We start from the raw sequence: 17,307 nt of genomic DNA, 5'->3' as shown, positions 1-17,307 counted from the left end.
CTTCAAGAGACCGCAGATACGTCGTCGTCGAGATGGTCTGGTTAGGACCATCGCTAGAGCGCCGCCGCCTGCGTTTCTCTTTCCAATTCAACGATGTCAAAGACCCTGACCGGCTTTCGCCCGCCCCACTGTTTAACGCCGGTGGCTGGCGGAGGCGGCTATCTAGGGGGCCGCCTCTTCCCTGTCAATCGCCAGATACGTCTCTCAGAGAGAAAGTTCCGCACCTCGCCCCCGAAGGGACAGCGACTCCCTCAGGACGTTCGAAGACGTCATGACGGAACTGCGTGCGCCGATTGAGGGCGCTTTCAATAGTCTGCTGACGGCCCTCTGGCAAGGGAATTGTATGGCGGCTCACGACCTTGGCGGTCCCGCCAGGGACGCAAAGGGCCGAAGAAGGATCAATCCAGCGGCGAATCCAGCGAGATGCGCCTCCCAGGCAATCTGGGCCCCGCCGTCGATCAGGGCCGAACCGGCGACGGCGACCACCAGGTTGGTCAGAACCCAGGCGGCGCCCATGGACACCACGAAGGGAGACCGGAACCCGCCGATCCCGCCCCTGCCCCCGACGATTCGGGCGGCGCCCGCCGCCAGTCCGGAGACTCCGCCGGAGGCGCCGACAAGAGCGTAGGGCTCTCCGGCGTGCAGGAGCCCGAACCCCAGGTTTCCCAGTGCGCCGCAAGCCATGAAGTAGAAGAGCAGAATGCTCGTGCCCCTCACTCCCTCTCCGAGAAAGCGAGAGAGCGGCGTCGCAAAGGCGAGGGCGAAGGCTGCGTTCATGGCCAGGTGTCCCCATCCGCCGTGCAGCCAGACCGCCGTGAAAAGGGTGTACGGCAGGGTCAGGGGAGTGGGCGCGGGTGAATAGACGAGGGCGTCGATCAGCGCCGGAGACGCCACAAGACCCTGCAGGAGGAAGGCGACCACCAGCAGACCCGTCAGCCAGAGCGCCCCGGCCGGCGCCGTAATGGCGGGTTCGCGGCCGTTTCGACCGGCCAGTGGCTCTGGTCCGTCCGCCCAGGGGTCGCGCATTGAAGTCTCCGAGGCTAGAGGGCCGCCTTGCCCGCGCCATGATCTTCGGGCCAGGCTGGCCGCCGGACAAGCCCGGGAGGCGAGGCGTCAAGAGATGATCGGAAATCACAGGTCGGCCGTCCGATTGCTGCTGGGTCTTCTGGTCGCACTGGCCGTCGCAGGGCCTTCAGGAGCCTGGATACGTCAGGATCGGCCCGAGCGGGTCGAGGCCCAGGGACCATCCTGGCCCCAGGCGGCCTCCGATATCGCCGCCGACCCCGGATTCCGGTTCGGCGTCCTGCCCAATGGCATGAGGTTCGCCGTCCGGAAACAGGCGGTTCCTCCCGGACAGGCGGCGCTGCGGCTGCATGTCTCAGCCGGGTCCCTCAATGAGACAGAAGGCCAGCAGGGGTTCGCACATTTCGTGGAGCACATGGCCTTCAACGGTTCGACCGGCGTCCCGGAAGGCGAGATGATCCGGATCCTCGAGCGCCTTGGCCTCGCCTTCGGCCCGGACACCAACGCGTCGACCGGTTTTGACGAGACCCTCTACAGGCTCGACCTCCCGAGAACCGATCGCGAGACCCTCGAGACCGGCCTTCGGCTCCTTCGGGAAGTTGCAGGCGAACTGACCTTCTCCGAGGCTGCAGTGGAACGCGAGAGGGGTGTCGTGCTCTCCGAAGAGAGGTCCCGGGACGGCCCCGCCCTGCGGGCGGCCAGGGCGGCCTACGCCCTTCAGTTCCAAGGTCAGCTGCCGCCTCGGCGTTTCCCCATCGGCGAAGTCGGGGCGCTGAAGGCGGCGGACCGCGCCGGTCTCATATCCTTTTACCAGGCCTGGTACCGCCCCGAGACCACCGTCCTTGTCGCGGTCGGGGACTTTGATCCCGAAGCCGTCGAGGAGCGGATACGGGAGACCTTCTCGGACTGGCGCGGCGTCGGGCCGGGCGGGCGGGCTCCCGACCTGGGGCAGGTGACCCGGCGGGGTCCGGAGGCGCGAATTCATGTCGATCCGGGTCTGCCCGCCGCCCTTTCCGTCGCCTGGACCGCCGCCCCCGATCTGGCGGCCGATTCAGAGGCGAAGAGACGGGCCGACCTTCGGAGATCCCTTGTCCTGGCGATCCTCAACCAGCGTCTCTCAGACCTCGCCCGTGGCAAGACTCCGCCCTTCCTCGGAGCCGGAGCGTCATTGGCCGAGCCCTTTCGGGCTCAGCGCCAGGCCAGCATCTACGCCCTGGTGTCTGGTGCGAACTGGCGAGGCGCGCTGAGCGCAGTGCTCGATGAACAGCGCCGCCTCGAGGCATTCGGCGTACGTCAGGACGAGATCGACCGGATCATCGCCGACCTTCGCGCCAACCTCCTGGCCGCCCGGGCGGGATCAGCGACACGGACGCCGTCGGCCCTGGCCGCGGAGGTGACAGGCTCCATCACCTCCCGAACTGTGGTCACCAGTCCGGAACAGGATCTCGAGAGATTCGAAAGGTTCGCAAGGACGCTGAGCCTCGAAGACCTCAACCAGGCGGCGAAGGGGCTCTTCCGGGGCTCCGGACCTCTCATCTTCATGACAAGTCCGAGGCCGGTCGAGGGCGCAGAAGCTGCGGTTCTGTCCGCCGCTCGCGACCTGATGAGGACCCGGGTCTCAGCCAGGGCCCCAGAGGCGTCGATGGCCTGGCCCTATTCCAGCTTCGGGACGCCTTCCGAGATTGTCGAGCGCAGGGACATAGCGGACCTTGACGCGGTCCTCGTCCGCTTCGCCAATGGGGTCCGTCTCACCGTCAAGCCCACGCGGTTCAAGGCCGACCAGATCCTCGTCCGGGTCAATGTCGGCGGCGGACGCCTGAGTCTGCCTCCGGACCGGCCCAGTCCGGAATGGTCGGCCGGAGCCCTGATCGAGGGCGGGACCGGGAAGATCAGCACCCGCATGATGGAAAAGGCTCTGGCCGGGCAGGTGTACTCCACAGGATTCGGCCTGACGGATGACGCCTTCGTCCTCTCCGGGGCGACTCGCCCCGCGGATCTGGACACTCAGCTGCAGGTCCTCGCCGCCTATGTCTCGGATCCGGGCTGGCGTCCCGAAGCCTTCGAAAGGTATGCGGCGCTCAGCACCGGTCTTCACGATCAACTGGCTGCGACCGGCGCTGGGGTTCTCCGCCGCGACCTTTCCGCCCTGATCCGGAGCGGCGATCCGCGCTGGGCCCTTCCCACCCGCGAGGCCCTCAGCGTCGCCCGGCTCGCGGATCTCAGGTCCGTCTTGACGCCGGCTCTCGCCTCCGCTCCGCTTGAGGTGGTCGTGGTGGGAGCAACCACCGTCGAAAAGGCGATCGACGCCGTGTCCCGGACCTTCGGGGCGCTTCCGCCTCGAGCCCTCGCCGGGCCCCCGCCCGCCAGCAAGATCAGCGTGCGACCGCCATCCGGCGGCGGGGAGGCGGTGACGCGAACCCACCGGGGCAGGGATGATCAGGCGCTTCTGTTCGCCGCCTGGCCGACCCCCGGCTTCTTTCAGGACCCGAGGGGCGCCCGGGCCAATCGCCTGTTGGCTGAGGTTCTGGGCCTCAGACTCACCGAGGAACTGAGGGAAAGACAGGGGGCGACCTACTCGCCCAGCACCGATTCCACCCAGAGTCTGGTCCTGCCGGAGTGGGGATACATCTCGGCGACGGTGGAGATCCCGCCAGACCAGATCGAGGCTGTCACAACGGCCATTCGTCGGATCGCAGCAGACCTCGTGGCCTCTCCGCCGACGGACGATGAAATGGTGCGCGCCCGCAAGCCCATGCTTGAGGGACTTCTCCAGGCGCGGGAGACGAACAGCTACTGGTTGAGCGCCTTATCCGGCGTCCAGGCGGATCCCAGGCAGCTGGACGCCCTGCGCAGCCTGATTCCGACCCTCGAAGCTTTGACCCCGGACGACCTTAACGCCGCCGCACGCCGCTGGATGGGGGAAGAGCGGCTCTGGCGGATGGAAATCCGCCCGGAGGTCGCCGCCAGCGCCCGAAGCCGGTAACCCGCTGGGGGTTCGTCAGGCGGCGACTTCGGCGTCGTCCGGCGCCGGGGCCGGCCTGCCCAGGATCATGTCCGCCGCCTTCTCGGCGATCATGATGGTCGGGGCGTTGGTGTTTCCGCCCACCAGGGTCGGCATGACGGAAGCGTCGACAACCCGGAGCCCTTTCAGGCCCCGCACCCGAAGCTGGGCGTCCACCACGGCCAATGGATCGCCGTCGGCGCCCATCCTGCAGGTGCCCACCGGGTGATAGATCGTCTCCGCGGCCGAGCGGATCCAGGCGTCGATCGCTTCATCCGTCTGAATCGCTTCGCCGGGGAAGAGTTCTTCGGAGCGGTAGGCGTCCAGCGCCGGCTGGCGCGCCACTTCGCGCATCATGCGCACGCCCTCTCGCAGGGCGCGGCGGTCCTCATCAGCGGAGAGGTAGTTGGCGAAGATGGCCGGATCGTCGAAGGGATCGGCGGAGCGCAGGCCCACCGATCCCCGGCTCTCGGGGCGCAGCTGGCAGACGTGGAAGGTGAAGCCGTCGCGGTTCACCACCGTCTTGCCGTGGTTCTGCATGACGGCCAGGACGCAGTGCACCTGGAGGTCGGGGCGGTCGAGGTCCGGCCGCGACTTCAGGAAGGCGCCGGATTCAAGGAACTGGCGGCGGCCGATCCCCTTCTTGAAGAGCAGGTAGTTGATCCCGACCAGCAGGGTCTTCAGGCCCTTGCGCTGCGAGTAGATCGTGATGGGCTGCGGGCAGGCCCAGGACAGGGTGACGTCCAGGTGGTCCTGAAGGTTCTGGCCGACGCCGGGCAGGGCGTGGACAGTTTCGATCCCGGCGGCCGCCAGGGCCTGGGGATCGCCTATGCCCGAGAGCTGCAGGATCTGCGGCGACTGCACGGCGCCGGCGCAGACCAGGACCTCGCGCGTGGCCCTGGCCTGGGTGCGGACCCGGGGCTTCTCGTCGGCGTACTCCACCCCCGTCGCCACGCCATCCTCGACGAGAATCCGGGTCGTGCGGGCGCCGGTCACGCAGTTCAGGTTCGGCCGCGACAGGACCGGATGGAGGTAGCCTCGGGCGGCGCTCCAGCGTTCCCCGTCATGCACGGTGAGCTGGTAGGGGCCCCAGCCCTCCTGCTGGCGGCCGTTGAAGTCCGGGGTCAGGGGATGCCCCGCCTGCGCCCCGGCCTTGATGGTGGCCGCGTAGATCGGGTTCGGGTCCGAGGCCTTGGAGACTTTCAGCGGCCCTTCAGCCCCATGCCAGTCGTCGGCGCCGCCCTCGAAGGCCTCGGAACGCTTGAAGTAGGGCAGGATGTCCCGGTAGGCCCAGCCCTCCAGGCCCATCTGGCGCCACTGGTCATAGTCCCGCGCGTGGCCGCGGATGTAGATCATGCCGTTGATGGAGGACGAGCCGCCCCAGCCCTTGCCGCGCGGCCACCAGAGCTTGCGGCCATCAAGGTGCGGCTCCGGTTCGGTCCAGAAGCCCCAGTTGTAGTCGCCCTTGTCGCCGATCAGGCCCCCGACCCCGGCGGGCATGCGCACCATCAAGGAGTTGTCCTTGCCCCCGGCCTCCAGAAGCAGGACCCGGACCTTTGGGTCCTCGGTCAGGCGTGCAGCCAGAACACAGCCGGCCGAGCCGGCCCCGATGATGATGTAGTCGTAGGCGTCCATGGGCGGGCCTCGCAGCGAAAAGGTGTTTCGTTCCGCCCTTCTGACGATCTTGCCCGCCCCGGGCAAGGGGTGCGCGTCAGCGACCCTTCCAGTTCGGCGCCCGCTTCTGGGAGAAGGCCAGCGGCCCCTCGACGAAGTCCTCCGAGGTGAAGAGGGCCGCGACCGCCGGATACCGGTTCTGACCCTTGATCGCCGCCTCGAGTGTGGGCTCATCGAGACCCTTGAAGACCGCCTCCTTGGACGCCCGGACAGACATGGGAGAAAGCTCGGCGATCTGGGCCGCCCAGCGGCGCGCCGCGGTCATCAGCTCTGCCGGCGGGACCACCTCGTTGACGAAGCCGAGCTCGGCGCCCTCGGCCGCAGAGACCCGGCGTCCGGTCAGGATCATGCCCATGGCCCGCTTGACGCCGATGGCCCGGGGCAGCCTGTGAAGTCCGCCGGCCAGGGCTGCAAGGCCCACCCGCGGCTCCGGCAGGGCGAAGACCGCGGTCTCCGAGGCGACAATGATGTCGCAGGCGAGGGCGATTTCGAAGCCGCCGCCCATGGCCACGCCGTTGACGGCTGCGATCAGGGGCTTGGTCAGGTCAAAGCGTGAGGTCAGACCCGCGAACCCCGACGGCGGACTGCGCATCTCGCCGCCCGTCGCCTGGTGCTTCAGGTCGTTGCCCGCCGAGAAGGCGCGCTCGCCCGCTCCGGTGAGGATTCCCACCCACTGCTCGGGGTCCGCAGCGAAGGCGTCGAGGGCCTCGTGCATCTCGAAATGCGCCGGCGAATGCAGGGCGTTCATCACGTCCGGCCGGTTCAGTGTAAAGATGGTGACGTGACCCTCCCGGTCCACGCGGATGTGTTCGTAGGCCATCGCCCTGCTCCCTTTGCTCCTGTGGGTTCAGAAAGAGGCCCGCCGCGGCCGCGGTCAACCCTTGTGGCGCAGGCTGGCCCGATAGCGCTTCCAGTTCTCGACATAATGCAGCGCGCCCAGGGACACGGACCGGGCCTGCGCCTCGGACAGCTCTCGCACCACCTTGCCCGGCGCGCCCATGACAAGTGAATTGTCGGGTATCTCCTTGCCCTCGGTGATCAGGCAGTTCGCCCCGATCAGACAATTTTTTCCGATCCGCGCGCCGTTGAGGATGATGGAGCCGATCCCGACCAGAGTGTTGTCGCCGATGGTGCAGCCGTGGAGCATGACCATGTGACCGACAGTGACGTTCGCTCCGATCGTCAGGGGCGAGCCGGTATCGGTATGCAGGACCGAGCCGTCCTGGACGTTGGAGTTCTCCCCGATCTCGATCGGGTCATTGTCGCCCCGAAGCGTAGCGCCCCACCAGACCGAGGCGTTCCTGCGAAGAATGACCCGCCCGATCACGGCGGCGTTGGGGGCGATCCAGTAGTCCTCTTCCCCCGGCAGTTCAGGCGTCGCGTCGCCCAGCGAATAGACAGACATGGTTCCTCCCGTGACCCTTTGGTGACCGACGCGTTCACCCTTCTGCAACATGGTCGATATCATCCTAGTCAGGCGATTCGGGGCTGCGAAGCCCCGCGCCAGCCTTAATCCCGTATGCGGGAGACCGGATGTCGATACAGAGCCCCAGGCGGCCCAGGCCGCCGGCAAGACAGCGAGGAAGCAGCCCGCCGGGCGCCTCCCGACGCCGCGTCGATCCCAGCACAGCGCTTTTCCCAAGGGGCGGTCCGATCCGGATGCGCCCCTTTTTCACGCCCAGCCGGAGGCCCTCATGACCAAGCGAGCCCTGAAGCGTCAACTTCGCGAAGGCGCCCTCGATCTCTCCGAGTTCGAGGGGGATCCGCGGATCCGCAGGCTGCCGGTCGAGAGGGCCTGGTCTCCCCTGCCCCGCCGGACCGAAGACGAGCGCGACCAGGCCTTCGTCAAGACGATCCGGCCCATGTCCGAGGGGCAGAAGGCGATGATGACCGCGATCGACTCCCACAACCTCGTCCTGGCCCTCGGTCCGGCCGGTACGGGCAAGACCTATCTCGCCATCGCCAAGGCCGTCGAAGCGCTGGAAGCCGGCAAGGTCGGCCGGATCGTCCTGTCCCGACCCGCGGTGGAGGCCGGGGAATCGATCGGATTCCTGCCGGGGGAGATGGAGGACAAGCTCGCCCCCTACCTGCGCCCTCTCTACGACGCCCTCTCCGACCGCCTGTCCATGAAGAGGGTCCGGGCCATGATGGCCGAAGGCGTCATCGAGATCGCACCGGTCGGCTTCATGCGGGGCCGCACCCTGAACAACGCCTTCGTCGTGATCGACGAGGCGCAGAACTGCACCTACGTCCAGCTCAAGATGCTGCTGACCCGCCTGGGCTGGCACTCGACAATGGTGGTCACGGGCGACCCCGCCCAGTCGGATCTCCTGCCGGAACTCTCAGGACTCGCCCCGGTCGCCCAGCGTCTGGAGGCTGTCGGTAACATCGCTGTGGTGCGGCTCGTGGACAGGGACATCGTCCGCCACCCGCTTGTCGCCGAGATGCTCGGGGTCCTGTGACCCGGCTCGTCAGGGCAGGTCTTCAGCCAGGATCGCCATCTCGAACATGAACGAGCCGGCTTCGTCCTCATCCTCGAAGACGACGCCGATGAACTCCTCGCCGACATAGACCTCTGCAGAGTCCTTCTGCCGGGGACGTGGCACGACATTGATCCGGGCATTGGCGAAGGTGCCGCGCAGATGGCCTTCGATCTTGCGGAGGGTGCGTTCGTCCAAGGGTCTGCTCCGTGAATGGGCAATGGGCCCGCGGTCGGCAACCGCAGGGACTGATCTGCGGATCAGATGACGTAATCGTAGACCACATCCCCGAGGGTGTGGTCCATGCTGCGGGCGGGCTCCTCGCCGGGCGGGCAGTTCACAAGCCTGGCCGGAACCCCGGCCGCCGTGCAATGCGCCGGGACCGGCTTGAGCACGACGGACCCGGAAGCGACCTTGGCGTAATCGCCAATCTGGATATTCCCCAGGACCTTGGCCCCGGCGCCCAGCAGAACGCCCCGGCCAATCTTGGGATGACGATCGCCGCGCTCGGCGCCGGTGCCGCCCAGGGTGACGCCCTGAAGGAGCGAGACATCATCCCCGATGACCGCCGTCTCGCCGATGACGATCCCGGTCCCGTGATCGATGAAGACTCCGGAGCCGATGCGCGTAGCGGGATGGATGTCGACCTGGAAGATCTCGCTCATCCGGCTCTGAAGGTAGAAGGCCATGGTCTCCCGCCCCTGACCCCAGAGCCAGTGCGCAATGCGCTGCGTCTGGAGGGCCTGGAAGCCCTTGAAGAAGAGGAAGGGCTGGAGGTAGCCCTTGCAGGCCGGGTCGCGCTCGAACACCGCCCGGAGGTCAGCTTCCGCCGTTTCCACGAGGCCCGGCGAGGACCTGTAGGCCTGGATGGTGAGATCCCTCAGGCTCATGGCCCGAAGCTCCTGATCCCCCAGCTTGTGCGCCAGCTGGTAGGAAAGGGCCTCGCCGAGATCGTCGTGGCCGAGGATCACGGCGTTGACGAGCGAGGCCAGCGCCGGTTCCGTCCGGGCGGCGCGCTCCGCCTCATTGCGCAGGGCCGCCCAGACCGGCGGGGCCACACGCGGATCGATCACCTCAAGCTTCTGCGTCATCCGGCTTCTCCCCCGCTGACGGCTCCAGCCTAGCATAGGCCGGCTGCGTCGCGAATCCCCTGCTTGCACCCTCGGTTCCGGGCTCTATGTGAGGTCCGACGTTCAAGGAGGCTTAACATGACGCGCCGGTCACGGTTCGCTCCGCCGCCCGCCCCGCCCTTCGGCACCCCGGTCGCGCAGCCTCCACAGCCTGAGGTGCTGGCGTTTCTGGCGAGACGCCGGTCCGTCTCGGCTCTTTCGATGGTCGGCCCTGGCCCCGCGCCCGACGAGATCACCGACCTTCTGCGCCTCGCCTCCCGGTCGCCGGATCATGGCAAGCTTGCGCCCTGGCGGTTCATCATCCTCGCCGGTGACCAGAAGGACGCCTTCGCGGGCCGGCTCGAGGCCCTGGCCCGGGCCAGGGGCGATGACCGGGCTGCGGGCAAGCTCGCCAAGCTGAGGACCCCGCCGACATGCATCGCGGTGGTCTCCAGTCCGCGGGCGTCGGAAATCCCGGAATGGGAGCAGAGGCTCTCCGCCGGCGCCGTCTGCACGACCCTGGTCTTCGCCGCCACCGCCATGGGCTACGGCGCCAACTGGATTACGGACTGGTACGCCTACGATCCCGAAGCCTGTGCGCTTCTGGGAATTCAGGGCGAGGAGAAGGTGGCGGGTTTCATCCTGCTCGGCGAGTCTACGGAGCCGCCGCGTGAACGGGAACGACCTGACCCCGACGCCCTCATGAAAGTCTGGCGCGCCTGATCGGCTCCGTCAGCCGCGGCCGCGATAGGGAGCCACGCCCTGATCCGGCAGCCAGAGGTCCTGCGGGGGAGCGCCCGTCTGCCAGAAGACATCGATCGGAATGCCTCCCCGCGGGTACCAGTAGCCGCCGATCCGGAGCCAGACCGGCTCGGCGACCTCGACCAGTCTCCGACCAATCATCAAGGTGCAATCTTCGTGAAAAGCGCCATGATTTCGGAAGGATGAAAGGAAAAGCTTAAGCGATTTCGACTCTACCAGCCATGCGCCGGGGACGTAATCGATGACCAGGGTCGCAAAATCAGGCTGGCCCGTCACCGGGCAGACCGAGGTAAACTCCGGCGCGGTGAAGCGCGCAAGGAAGGTCTGCCCCCTCTGAGGGTTGGGCACACGCTCGATGACGGCGGCCTCGGGGCTGTCGAAGCCCCCGACGACCCGGCCCAGCTGCGTGACCTGTATCTCGCTCATGCAGGCCGCTTACTCCCGGGGCGACGCCCGGGCAAGCACCCCGGAGGGCCTCAGATGATGTAGTCGGGCTCGCCCTCGAGCCAGGCGGTGATCGTCTCGGCGGCTTCGGTCGCCTCGACCAGGGTGGTGTCAATCCGGATTTCGGGCGTCTCAGGGGGCTCGTAGGGGCTGTCTATCCCCGTGAAGTTCTTCAGCTCCCCGGCTCTTGCCTTGGCGTAAAGTCCCTTCACATCCCGCGCCTCGGCGACCTCCAGGGGCGTATCGACATGGACCTCGACGAAGTCGCCTTCCGGCATGAGGCTCCGTGCCAGCGCGCGTTCGGCCCGGAAGGGCGAGATGAAGGACACCAGGACGATCAGGCCGGCGTCGGCCATCAGCCTCGCCACCTCGGCCACCCGCCGGATATTCTCCACACGGTCCTCGTCCGTGAAGCCCAGGTCGCGGTTCAGCCCGTGCCGGATATTGTCCCCGTCAAGCAGGTAGGTGTGCCTGCCCATCGCGTGAAGTTTCTTCTCCACCATGTTGGCGATAGTGGATTTTCCGGAGCCGGACACGCCAGTGAACCAGACGACGCGACCGCGATGTCCCTTCAGGGCCGCCCGGGCCTGGCGGTCCACATCCAGAGCCTGCCAGTGGACGTTCTGACTGCGACGAAGGGCAAAGTGGATCATGCCCGCTCCGACCGTCCTGTTGGTCATCCTGTCGATCAGGATGAACCCCCCGAGATCGCGGCTGTCGGCATAGGGCTCGAATGCGATTGGCGCGTCCGTAGAGATGTTACAGACACCAATCTCGTTCATATCCAGTCGCTTGGCGGCCAGATGTTCAAGCGTATTGACGTTTACCCGGTACTTTGGCTCGGTGATCGAGGCCGCCACGGTCCGGGTTCCAAGCTTGAGGAGATAGGGACGCCCGGGCAGCATCGGCGCCTCATCCATCCAGACAAGGGTCGCCTCGAACTGGTCGGCGACGCTGACCGGGGCGTCAGCCTGGGCCAGGACATCACCACGGCTGACGTCGACTTCATCCTCGAGGGTCAGGGTGACCGACTGTCCGGCCTGGGCCTCGGTCACCTCCGACGCACCGGCGATCACCTGCTTGACGCGGCTTTCCCGGCCTGACGGCGCGACGCGGATCCGGTCTCCCGCCCGGACCGCGCCCGCGGCGATGAGTCCGGAGAAACCCCGGAAGTCCAGATTGGGCCTGTTCACCCACTGGACCGGCATGCGGAAGGCGCGTTCAGCCGCATCATCCCCCACCGGAACGCTCTCCAGCCAGGACAGCAGGGTCGGTCCTTCATACCAGGGCGCGCCCGGTCCGGGCTCGGCGACGTTCTCGCCCCTGAGGGCCGACATCGGTATCGCCTCGAACGCCTCAAGCCCGATCTGGGCGGCGAAGCCTCGATACTCGCCGACGATATGGTCGAAGACCTCCTGCGACCAGTCGACCAGGTCCATCTTGTTCACCGCCACCACGACATGCCGGATGCCCAGCAGCCGGACGAGGTAGGAGTGGCGGCGGGTCTGGGTCAGCACGCCCCGGCGGGCGTCGATCAGGATCACCGCCGCATCCGCGGTGGAGGCCCCGGTGACCATGTTGCGGGTGTACTGCTCGTGCCCGGGGGTGTCGGCCACGATGAACTTCCGGCGGTCGGTGGAGAAGAAGCGGTAGGCGACATCGATGGTGATGCCCTGCTCCCGCTCTGCGGCGAGGCCGTCGACCAGCAGGGCGAAGTCGATTTCCCCGCCCTGGGTCCCGACCCGCCGGGAATCCGCCTCGAGGGCCGCAAGCTGATCCTCGAAGATCATCTTGGAATCGTAGAGAAGTCGCCCGATCAGGGTCGACTTTCCGTCGTCCACGGACCCGCAGGTGAGGAACCTGAGCAGGCTCTTGGTCTCGTGCGCCTTCAGGTAGGCGTCGATGTCCGTGGCGATCAGATCGGACTGGTGAGCCATCAGAAATAGCCCTCCTGCTTCTTCTTCTCCATGGACGCGGCCTGATCATGGTCGATCACGCGTCCCTGGCGTTCGCTGGTGGTGGTCAGAAGCATTTCCTGGATGATCTCCGGCAGGGTGGAGGCCGTGCTCTCGACCGCGCCCGTCAGGGGATAGCAGCCCAGGGTCCGGAACCGGACCGACTTCATCATCGGGGATTCCCCTGCACGAAGCGGCATGCGGTCATCGTCGACCATGATCAGGGTCCCGTCGCGCTCGACCACCGGTCGCACGTCCGAGAAATAGAGCGGGACGATCGGGATGCCTTCAAGATGGATGTACTGCCACACGTCCAGCTCGGTCCAGTTCGAGATCGGGAAGACCCGGATCGACTCTCCCGGGTTCTTGCGGGTGTTGTAGAGACGCCAGAGTTCGGGCCGCTGGTTCTTGGGGTCCCATCTGTGCTGGGCGGACCGGAAGGAGAAGATGCGCTCCTTGGCGCGGCTCTTCTCCTCGTCCCGCCGCGCGCCTCCGAAGGCGGCGTCAAAGCCGTGCAGGTCGAGGGCCTGCTTGAGGCCTTCCGTCTTCCATATGTCGGTGTGCAGGGCCGAACCGTGATCGAAGGGGTTGATCCCCTTTTCCAGCGCCTCCGGGTTGCGATGGACGATCAGGTCGAAGCCGAGTTCCTTGGCCATCCGCTCACGCATCTCGTACATGGCCCGGAACTTCCAGGTGGTGTCCACGTGAAGCAGTGGGAATGGCGGGCGGGATGGCCAGAAGGCCTTGGATGCGAGGTGGAGCATCACCGCCGAGTCCTTGCCGACGGAATAGAGCATGACCGGTCGCTCGGCCTCGGCCACGACTTCCCGCAGGATATGAATGGCCTCGGCCTCCAGCCGCTGCAGGTGGGTCAGCGTCGATCTGTCCGCCGTCTGGGTCATCCATTCCCCTCAACTCGGCCGCCCCTGTCGGAGCCCCGATCAGCGGGATACCGCTCCGCAGCCGGACTCGCAGGACCAATTCTTCTGGGGCGCGGTCAAGAATTCCTTCTCCCCTTGCGTCCTCTTCCACCTCGCCGGTGATCGGCATAAGGCTAGCAGGAAGAGGAGGAGCCAATCGCATGAGCATCGAGGACTTCGGAAACTATGTCGTCGTCATCACCGGAGCCTCCACAGGCCTCGGCCGCGCGCTCGCCCTGGAGACCGCCCGCCGCGGTGCGTCGGACGTCGTGATCAACTTTGCGCGCAGCGCCGAGGAAGCTGAGGCGACCGCAGGGCTTGTGCGTGCAGAGGGGGCCCGGGCCCATCTGGTGCAGGGAGACGTCTCGCTGGACGAGGATTGCCGCAGGATCGCGGCGGTAGCGGCGCCCTTGGGTCGAATAGACGCCCTGTTCAACAACGCGGGCGTGACCAAGTTCGCACAGAACCACGCAGACCTGGACGCCGTCTCGGCGGAGGACTTCCTCCACCTCCACGCGGTCAACGTCGTGGGGGCCTTCCAGATGGTGCGCGCAGCGCGAAGCCTTCTGGAGTCCGCACCTCAACCCGGCGCAGTGGTCAACACCTCGTCGATCGCCGGGGTGGCGGGGATCGGCTCTTCCGTCCCCTACGCAGCGTCCAAGGGGGCGATGAACACCCTCACCCTGTCCCTGGCGCGGGCCCTCGCCCCGAAGATCCGGGTCAACGCCGTCTGCCCGGGTTTCATCGACACGCCCTGGTTCGGCAAGGGGATGCCTGAGGAACGTGTGGCCCGGCTCCGCGAAGGCTCCGCTGCGTCCACACCCCTGAAGGTCGCCTCGTCCGCCGACGACATCGCGGCTGCGGCCGCCTTCCTGGCCTCGCGCCAGTCCCGGCACGTGACCGGCGAGACCCTCCTCGTGGATGCGGGCTCCCATCTCGGATTCGCACCGCTGGCCATGCGCTGAGGCCGGTTCATCCCCTGTTAACGCCCGGGGGCGTCTGCTAAGGGGCCGAGATGGAGAGGCGGCGCCCGGAAAAGAGGCGCCCTTCTCCTCACGACGCCCGAATAATCGACACCCCGGCCGCCACCATGGCTCTCCGGGAGGATCGGGGTGGTCGCGCTGGCGCAGGGGGGGGAATGGTCCGGGACACAGGGTCAGGCCTGCAAATCAAGGGGATTGCAAAAATGAAGTCAGTCAAGCTTGCGGCCGCCGCCGCGACAGCCACCGCCGTTCTGGCCTTTGGCGCCGCCGCTCAGGCGCAGGACGCTCCATCTGTTTCGTTCAACGTCGGCGCTGCGTCGGACTACATGTTCCGCGGGATCAGCCAGACGGACAGCAAGGCCCAAGTGTACGGGGGTGCGGACCTCGGCATCGGGACTTTCTACGCCGGCGTCTGGCTCTCCAACGTGGACTTCGGCTCGGATCACGTCGAATACGACCTCTATGCCGGTTTCAAGCCCACCCTTGGCCCAGTCGCTCTTGATGTCGCGCTCCTGCGCTACGGCTACACCAACCAGGAAAGCGGCGATAACTTCGACTTCTGGGAAGCCAAGCTCGCCGGTTCGGTGCCGGCCGGGAGCGGAACGATTGGGGCCGCCGTGTTCTACACGCCTGAAAACTTCGGCAAGACCGGTCAGGCGACCTACGTCGAGGTGAACGGCTCCGTTCCGCTCATGGACAAGGTCTCGGTTTCGGGCGCGATCGGACACCAGGCCCTGAAGGGTGACGGTGACTACGAGACCTGGAACCTTGGTGTCGGGTACGCCATCAACGACGTCTTCGGCCTCGACCTCCGCTACTGGGACACCAACATCAAGAAGTCGGATGACCCCAGCAAGATCACCTCGGGTCGCGTCGTGGTCGGTCTCAAGGCGGCCTTCTGAGCCGGCGCCTGAGCCACAACTCAACGAGAAAGCCGTCGGCCGTTCGGTTGGCGGCTTTCTTTTTTTGGTAAATCACGGTCTATGCCAACAGTCGTTAATCTTGCTGTGCGATTGGGGCCGTAGACCTGAGACGGAAACCTCCGGGTCGAACGTTTGAGTTCGGTACGACCTCCGCCTCAGCTGTCCTTCAGGCGCAGGGCCGTCGCAGGTAAGGAGCTGTTGCGTGGATCAGATGGCCAACCGGGCCCGCAGTCTTCTGGCCGACACGGCTATCGCGACCGTCGCGCTGTTTGCGGCCTTCGTGCTCACGGCCGGCCGCGCCTCCGACCTGTCTCCGCAGATTCTCCTTTCGGTCGCCCTGCAGTCCCTGATCTACGGCCTCGTCGCTGCCGCCTATACAGGCGTTTTCCGGCGCGAGCTTTCCCCCTGGCGCTACGTCTCCACGCCGGATGCCCTTGTACTTGCCCGGATCGCGCTTCTGACCGCAGCGAGCTTCCTCCTTCTCCAGTTCGCCGCCGACCGCGCGCACAACCTCAGCCGCTCCATGCTCGCCCTGGCGCCCATCTTCCAGCTCGCCGGGGCCATCAGCGCCAGGATGCTCCGCCGCGCGGCGCACGAGCGCGCCCTGGACAACTTCGCCCCGCTCAAGTCATTCAGCGATCGGCCGCATCAGGCCCCAGAGCTGCTTCTGATTGGTCCGACGTCCGCTGCGGAAACCTATCTCAGGGAGTCAGGTCGCCGGCGGGACGCGAACTGGACGCCGGTGGGGATCATCGCGCCCGACTCGCGGGAAGTCGGCCAGCAGGTTCGCGGCGTCTGCATCATCGAGTCGATTGAACGCCTCGAACTGGCGCTCGCAGACCTGCGACGCTGGAATCAGTATCCCAGAGCCATTCTGTTCCTCGACGAGCCTTCCAAGCTTCCCGGCCTTACTGCAGCCCAGCTCGGACGGCTGAAGAACGACGGCGTCCGCCTGCTCAGGCTGCCCTCGATCGTCGATCTGTCCGTGGGAGAGAGCCTGGCGCTCCTGCCCATGCGGGACATCAGCGTCGAGGAATTGCTCCCACGCGATCCGATTGAACTGGACAGACACGCCCTTCACGCCCTGGTTTCTGGCCGTCGAATCCTGATCACCGGGGCGGGCGGATCCATCGGGGCGGAACTCAGCCGTCAGGTCTCGGCCCTCGAGGCCGCCCATGTGACCCTTCTGGATTTCTCCGAGACCGCCCTGTTCGAGATCGACAGGGAGCTGGGAGAGACCTTTCCCGCCATGTCGCGTAACGCGGCCCTGGTCGACGTGCGCAATGCGGACCGTATCCGGGACTGCTTCCTGGCCGAGCGCCCGGACCTGGTGTTCCACGCAGCGGCGCTGAAGCATGTCTCCATGGTCGAGCGTCATCCCGTCGAAGGCGTCCTGACCAACGTCCTGGGGACCTGGAATGTCTCCGAGGCGGCGAGGGTCGCGGGCGCAGCCCAGATGGTGCTGATCTCCACGGACAAGGCGGTGGATCCCACGAATGTCATGGGCGCCACCAAGCGTCTTGCCGAAGCGGTCATTCAGGGTCAGCAGCAGGGATCCGAGACCCGGTTTTCAGCCGTGCGGTTCGGCAATGTCCTCGGCTCCGCCGGCTCCGTTGTGCCGATCTTCCGCTCTCAGATCGACCGGGGCGGACCTGTGACCGTGACGCACCCCGACATGGCCAGGTACTTCATGACCATCCCCGAGGCCACCCAGCTGGTTCTCCATGCGACGGCGACCTGTGCTGCGGACATGAAGCCGGACCGCGCCCGCCTCTTCCTGCTTGAGATGGGAGAGCCGGTGAAGATCATGGACCTGGCGCGGCAGATGATCGCGCTATCAGGACGCACGCCCGGCAAGGACATCGACATCGAGATCACCGGCCTCCGGCCGGGCGAAAAGCTTACCGAGGAACTCCTGGATGGCATGGAGGCCTCCGTACCCTGCGCGTCCAAGGTGCTTGAAGTCGTCTCCCCGACCGCGCTAGGCGTGGCGCCAGCCCACATCAGGCGCCTTGAGGCCATAGCCGCCCGGG

General features: G+C 66.7%; 15 protein-coding genes. 6 read left to right on the top strand and 9 right to left on the bottom strand.

The genetic code is table 11. The features are described 5' to 3' along the window. Positions 1-351 precede the first annotated feature (351 nt). Positions 352-1,026, bottom strand: a complete 675-nt coding sequence (locus INE98_RS13905; protein WP_293539688.1) for a rhomboid family intramembrane serine protease — start codon at positions 1,024-1,026, stop codon at positions 352-354. 94 nt (positions 1,027-1,120) lie between these two features. Between INE98_RS13905 and INE98_RS13900 the strand changes: the two genes are divergently transcribed. Then, on the top strand, positions 1,121-4,006 hold the full coding sequence (locus INE98_RS13900) for a pitrilysin family protein (protein WP_293539686.1): 2,886 nt from the start codon (positions 1,121-1,123) through the stop codon (positions 4,004-4,006). Between the two features lie 15 nt (positions 4,007-4,021). On the opposite strand, the gene INE98_RS13895 is transcribed toward INE98_RS13900, so the two are convergent. From INE98_RS13895 to INE98_RS13885, 3 genes are all read right to left on the bottom strand, one after another. Then, positions 4,022-5,659 carry a choline dehydrogenase gene (locus tag INE98_RS13895; protein WP_293539684.1) on the bottom strand — a complete coding sequence of 546 codons (1,638 nt, stop codon included), beginning with the start codon at positions 5,657-5,659 and terminating at the stop codon, positions 4,022-4,024. 76 nt (positions 5,660-5,735) lie between these two features. Continuing rightward, the gene (locus INE98_RS13890) at positions 5,736-6,518 is read right to left on the bottom strand and encodes an enoyl-CoA hydratase-related protein (protein WP_293539683.1); all 783 of its coding nucleotides are present in this window, start codon (positions 6,516-6,518) and stop codon (positions 5,736-5,738) included. Between the two features lie 54 nt (positions 6,519-6,572). After that, positions 6,573-7,103, bottom strand: a complete 531-nt coding sequence (locus INE98_RS13885; RefSeq protein WP_293539681.1) for a gamma carbonic anhydrase family protein — start codon at positions 7,101-7,103, stop codon at positions 6,573-6,575. A gap of 289 nt (positions 7,104-7,392) precedes the next feature. Between INE98_RS13885 and INE98_RS13880 the strand changes: the two genes are divergently transcribed. Next, positions 7,393-8,160, top strand: a complete 768-nt coding sequence (locus INE98_RS13880; RefSeq protein ID WP_293539679.1) for a PhoH family protein — start codon at positions 7,393-7,395, stop codon at positions 8,158-8,160. A gap of 9 nt (positions 8,161-8,169) precedes the next feature. Here INE98_RS13880 and INE98_RS13875 read toward each other — a convergent pair whose 3' ends face one another. Then, complete coding sequence (locus INE98_RS13875; protein WP_293539677.1) at positions 8,170-8,376, bottom strand: DUF3126 family protein; 207 nt, start codon at positions 8,374-8,376, stop codon at positions 8,170-8,172. A gap of 62 nt (positions 8,377-8,438) precedes the next feature. Beyond that, complete coding sequence (cysE, locus tag INE98_RS13870; protein ID WP_293539675.1) at positions 8,439-9,269, bottom strand: serine O-acetyltransferase; 831 nt, start codon at positions 9,267-9,269, stop codon at positions 8,439-8,441. Positions 9,270-9,386: 117 nt separating this feature from the next. Between cysE and INE98_RS13865 the strand changes: the two genes are divergently transcribed. Beyond that, entirely contained in the window at positions 9,387-10,010 is a 624-nt protein-coding gene (locus INE98_RS13865; RefSeq protein WP_293539673.1) for a nitroreductase, read from the top strand. Positions 10,011-10,019: 9 nt separating this feature from the next. Here INE98_RS13865 and queF read toward each other — a convergent pair whose 3' ends face one another. Genes queF through cysD form a run of 3 tightly spaced genes read right to left on the bottom strand, consistent with a single transcriptional unit; the run spans position 10,020 to position 13,350 of the window. Further along, positions 10,020-10,475 carry a preQ(1) synthase gene (gene queF, locus INE98_RS13860; RefSeq protein WP_293539671.1) on the bottom strand — a complete coding sequence of 152 codons (456 nt, stop codon included), beginning with the start codon at positions 10,473-10,475 and terminating at the stop codon, positions 10,020-10,022. 50 nt (positions 10,476-10,525) lie between these two features. Further along, a complete protein-coding gene (gene cysN / locus INE98_RS13855) occupies positions 10,526-12,430 on the bottom strand; it encodes a sulfate adenylyltransferase subunit CysN (protein WP_293539669.1) in 1,905 nt (634 codons plus the stop codon). After that, entirely contained in the window at positions 12,430-13,350 is a 921-nt protein-coding gene (cysD, locus tag INE98_RS13850) for a sulfate adenylyltransferase subunit CysD (RefSeq protein ID WP_293539667.1), read from the bottom strand. Before cysD ends, cysN begins: the two co-directional genes overlap by 1 nt. Positions 13,351-13,529: 179 nt before the next feature. Between cysD and INE98_RS13845 the strand changes: the two genes are divergently transcribed. From INE98_RS13845 to INE98_RS13835, 3 genes are all read left to right on the top strand, one after another. Further along, positions 13,530-14,333, top strand: a complete 804-nt coding sequence (locus INE98_RS13845) for an SDR family NAD(P)-dependent oxidoreductase (RefSeq protein WP_293539665.1) — start codon at positions 13,530-13,532, stop codon at positions 14,331-14,333. A 221-nt stretch (positions 14,334-14,554) separates the two neighbouring features. Next, a complete protein-coding gene (locus INE98_RS13840; RefSeq protein ID WP_293539663.1) occupies positions 14,555-15,253 on the top strand; it encodes a TorF family putative porin in 699 nt (232 codons plus the stop codon). 232 nt (positions 15,254-15,485) lie between these two features. Continuing rightward, on the top strand, positions 15,486-17,307 hold a 1,822-nt coding region (locus INE98_RS13835; protein ID WP_293539689.1), incomplete at its 3' end, for a nucleoside-diphosphate sugar epimerase/dehydratase.

The organism is Phenylobacterium sp. (genome assembly GCF_020253645.1).
In the GTDB taxonomy this organism is placed as follows: Bacteria; Pseudomonadota; Alphaproteobacteria; order Caulobacterales; family Caulobacteraceae; genus Phenylobacterium.
Note: the sequence above shows the minus strand (reverse complement) of the source record. Positions and strands in the feature narration are given on the sequence as shown.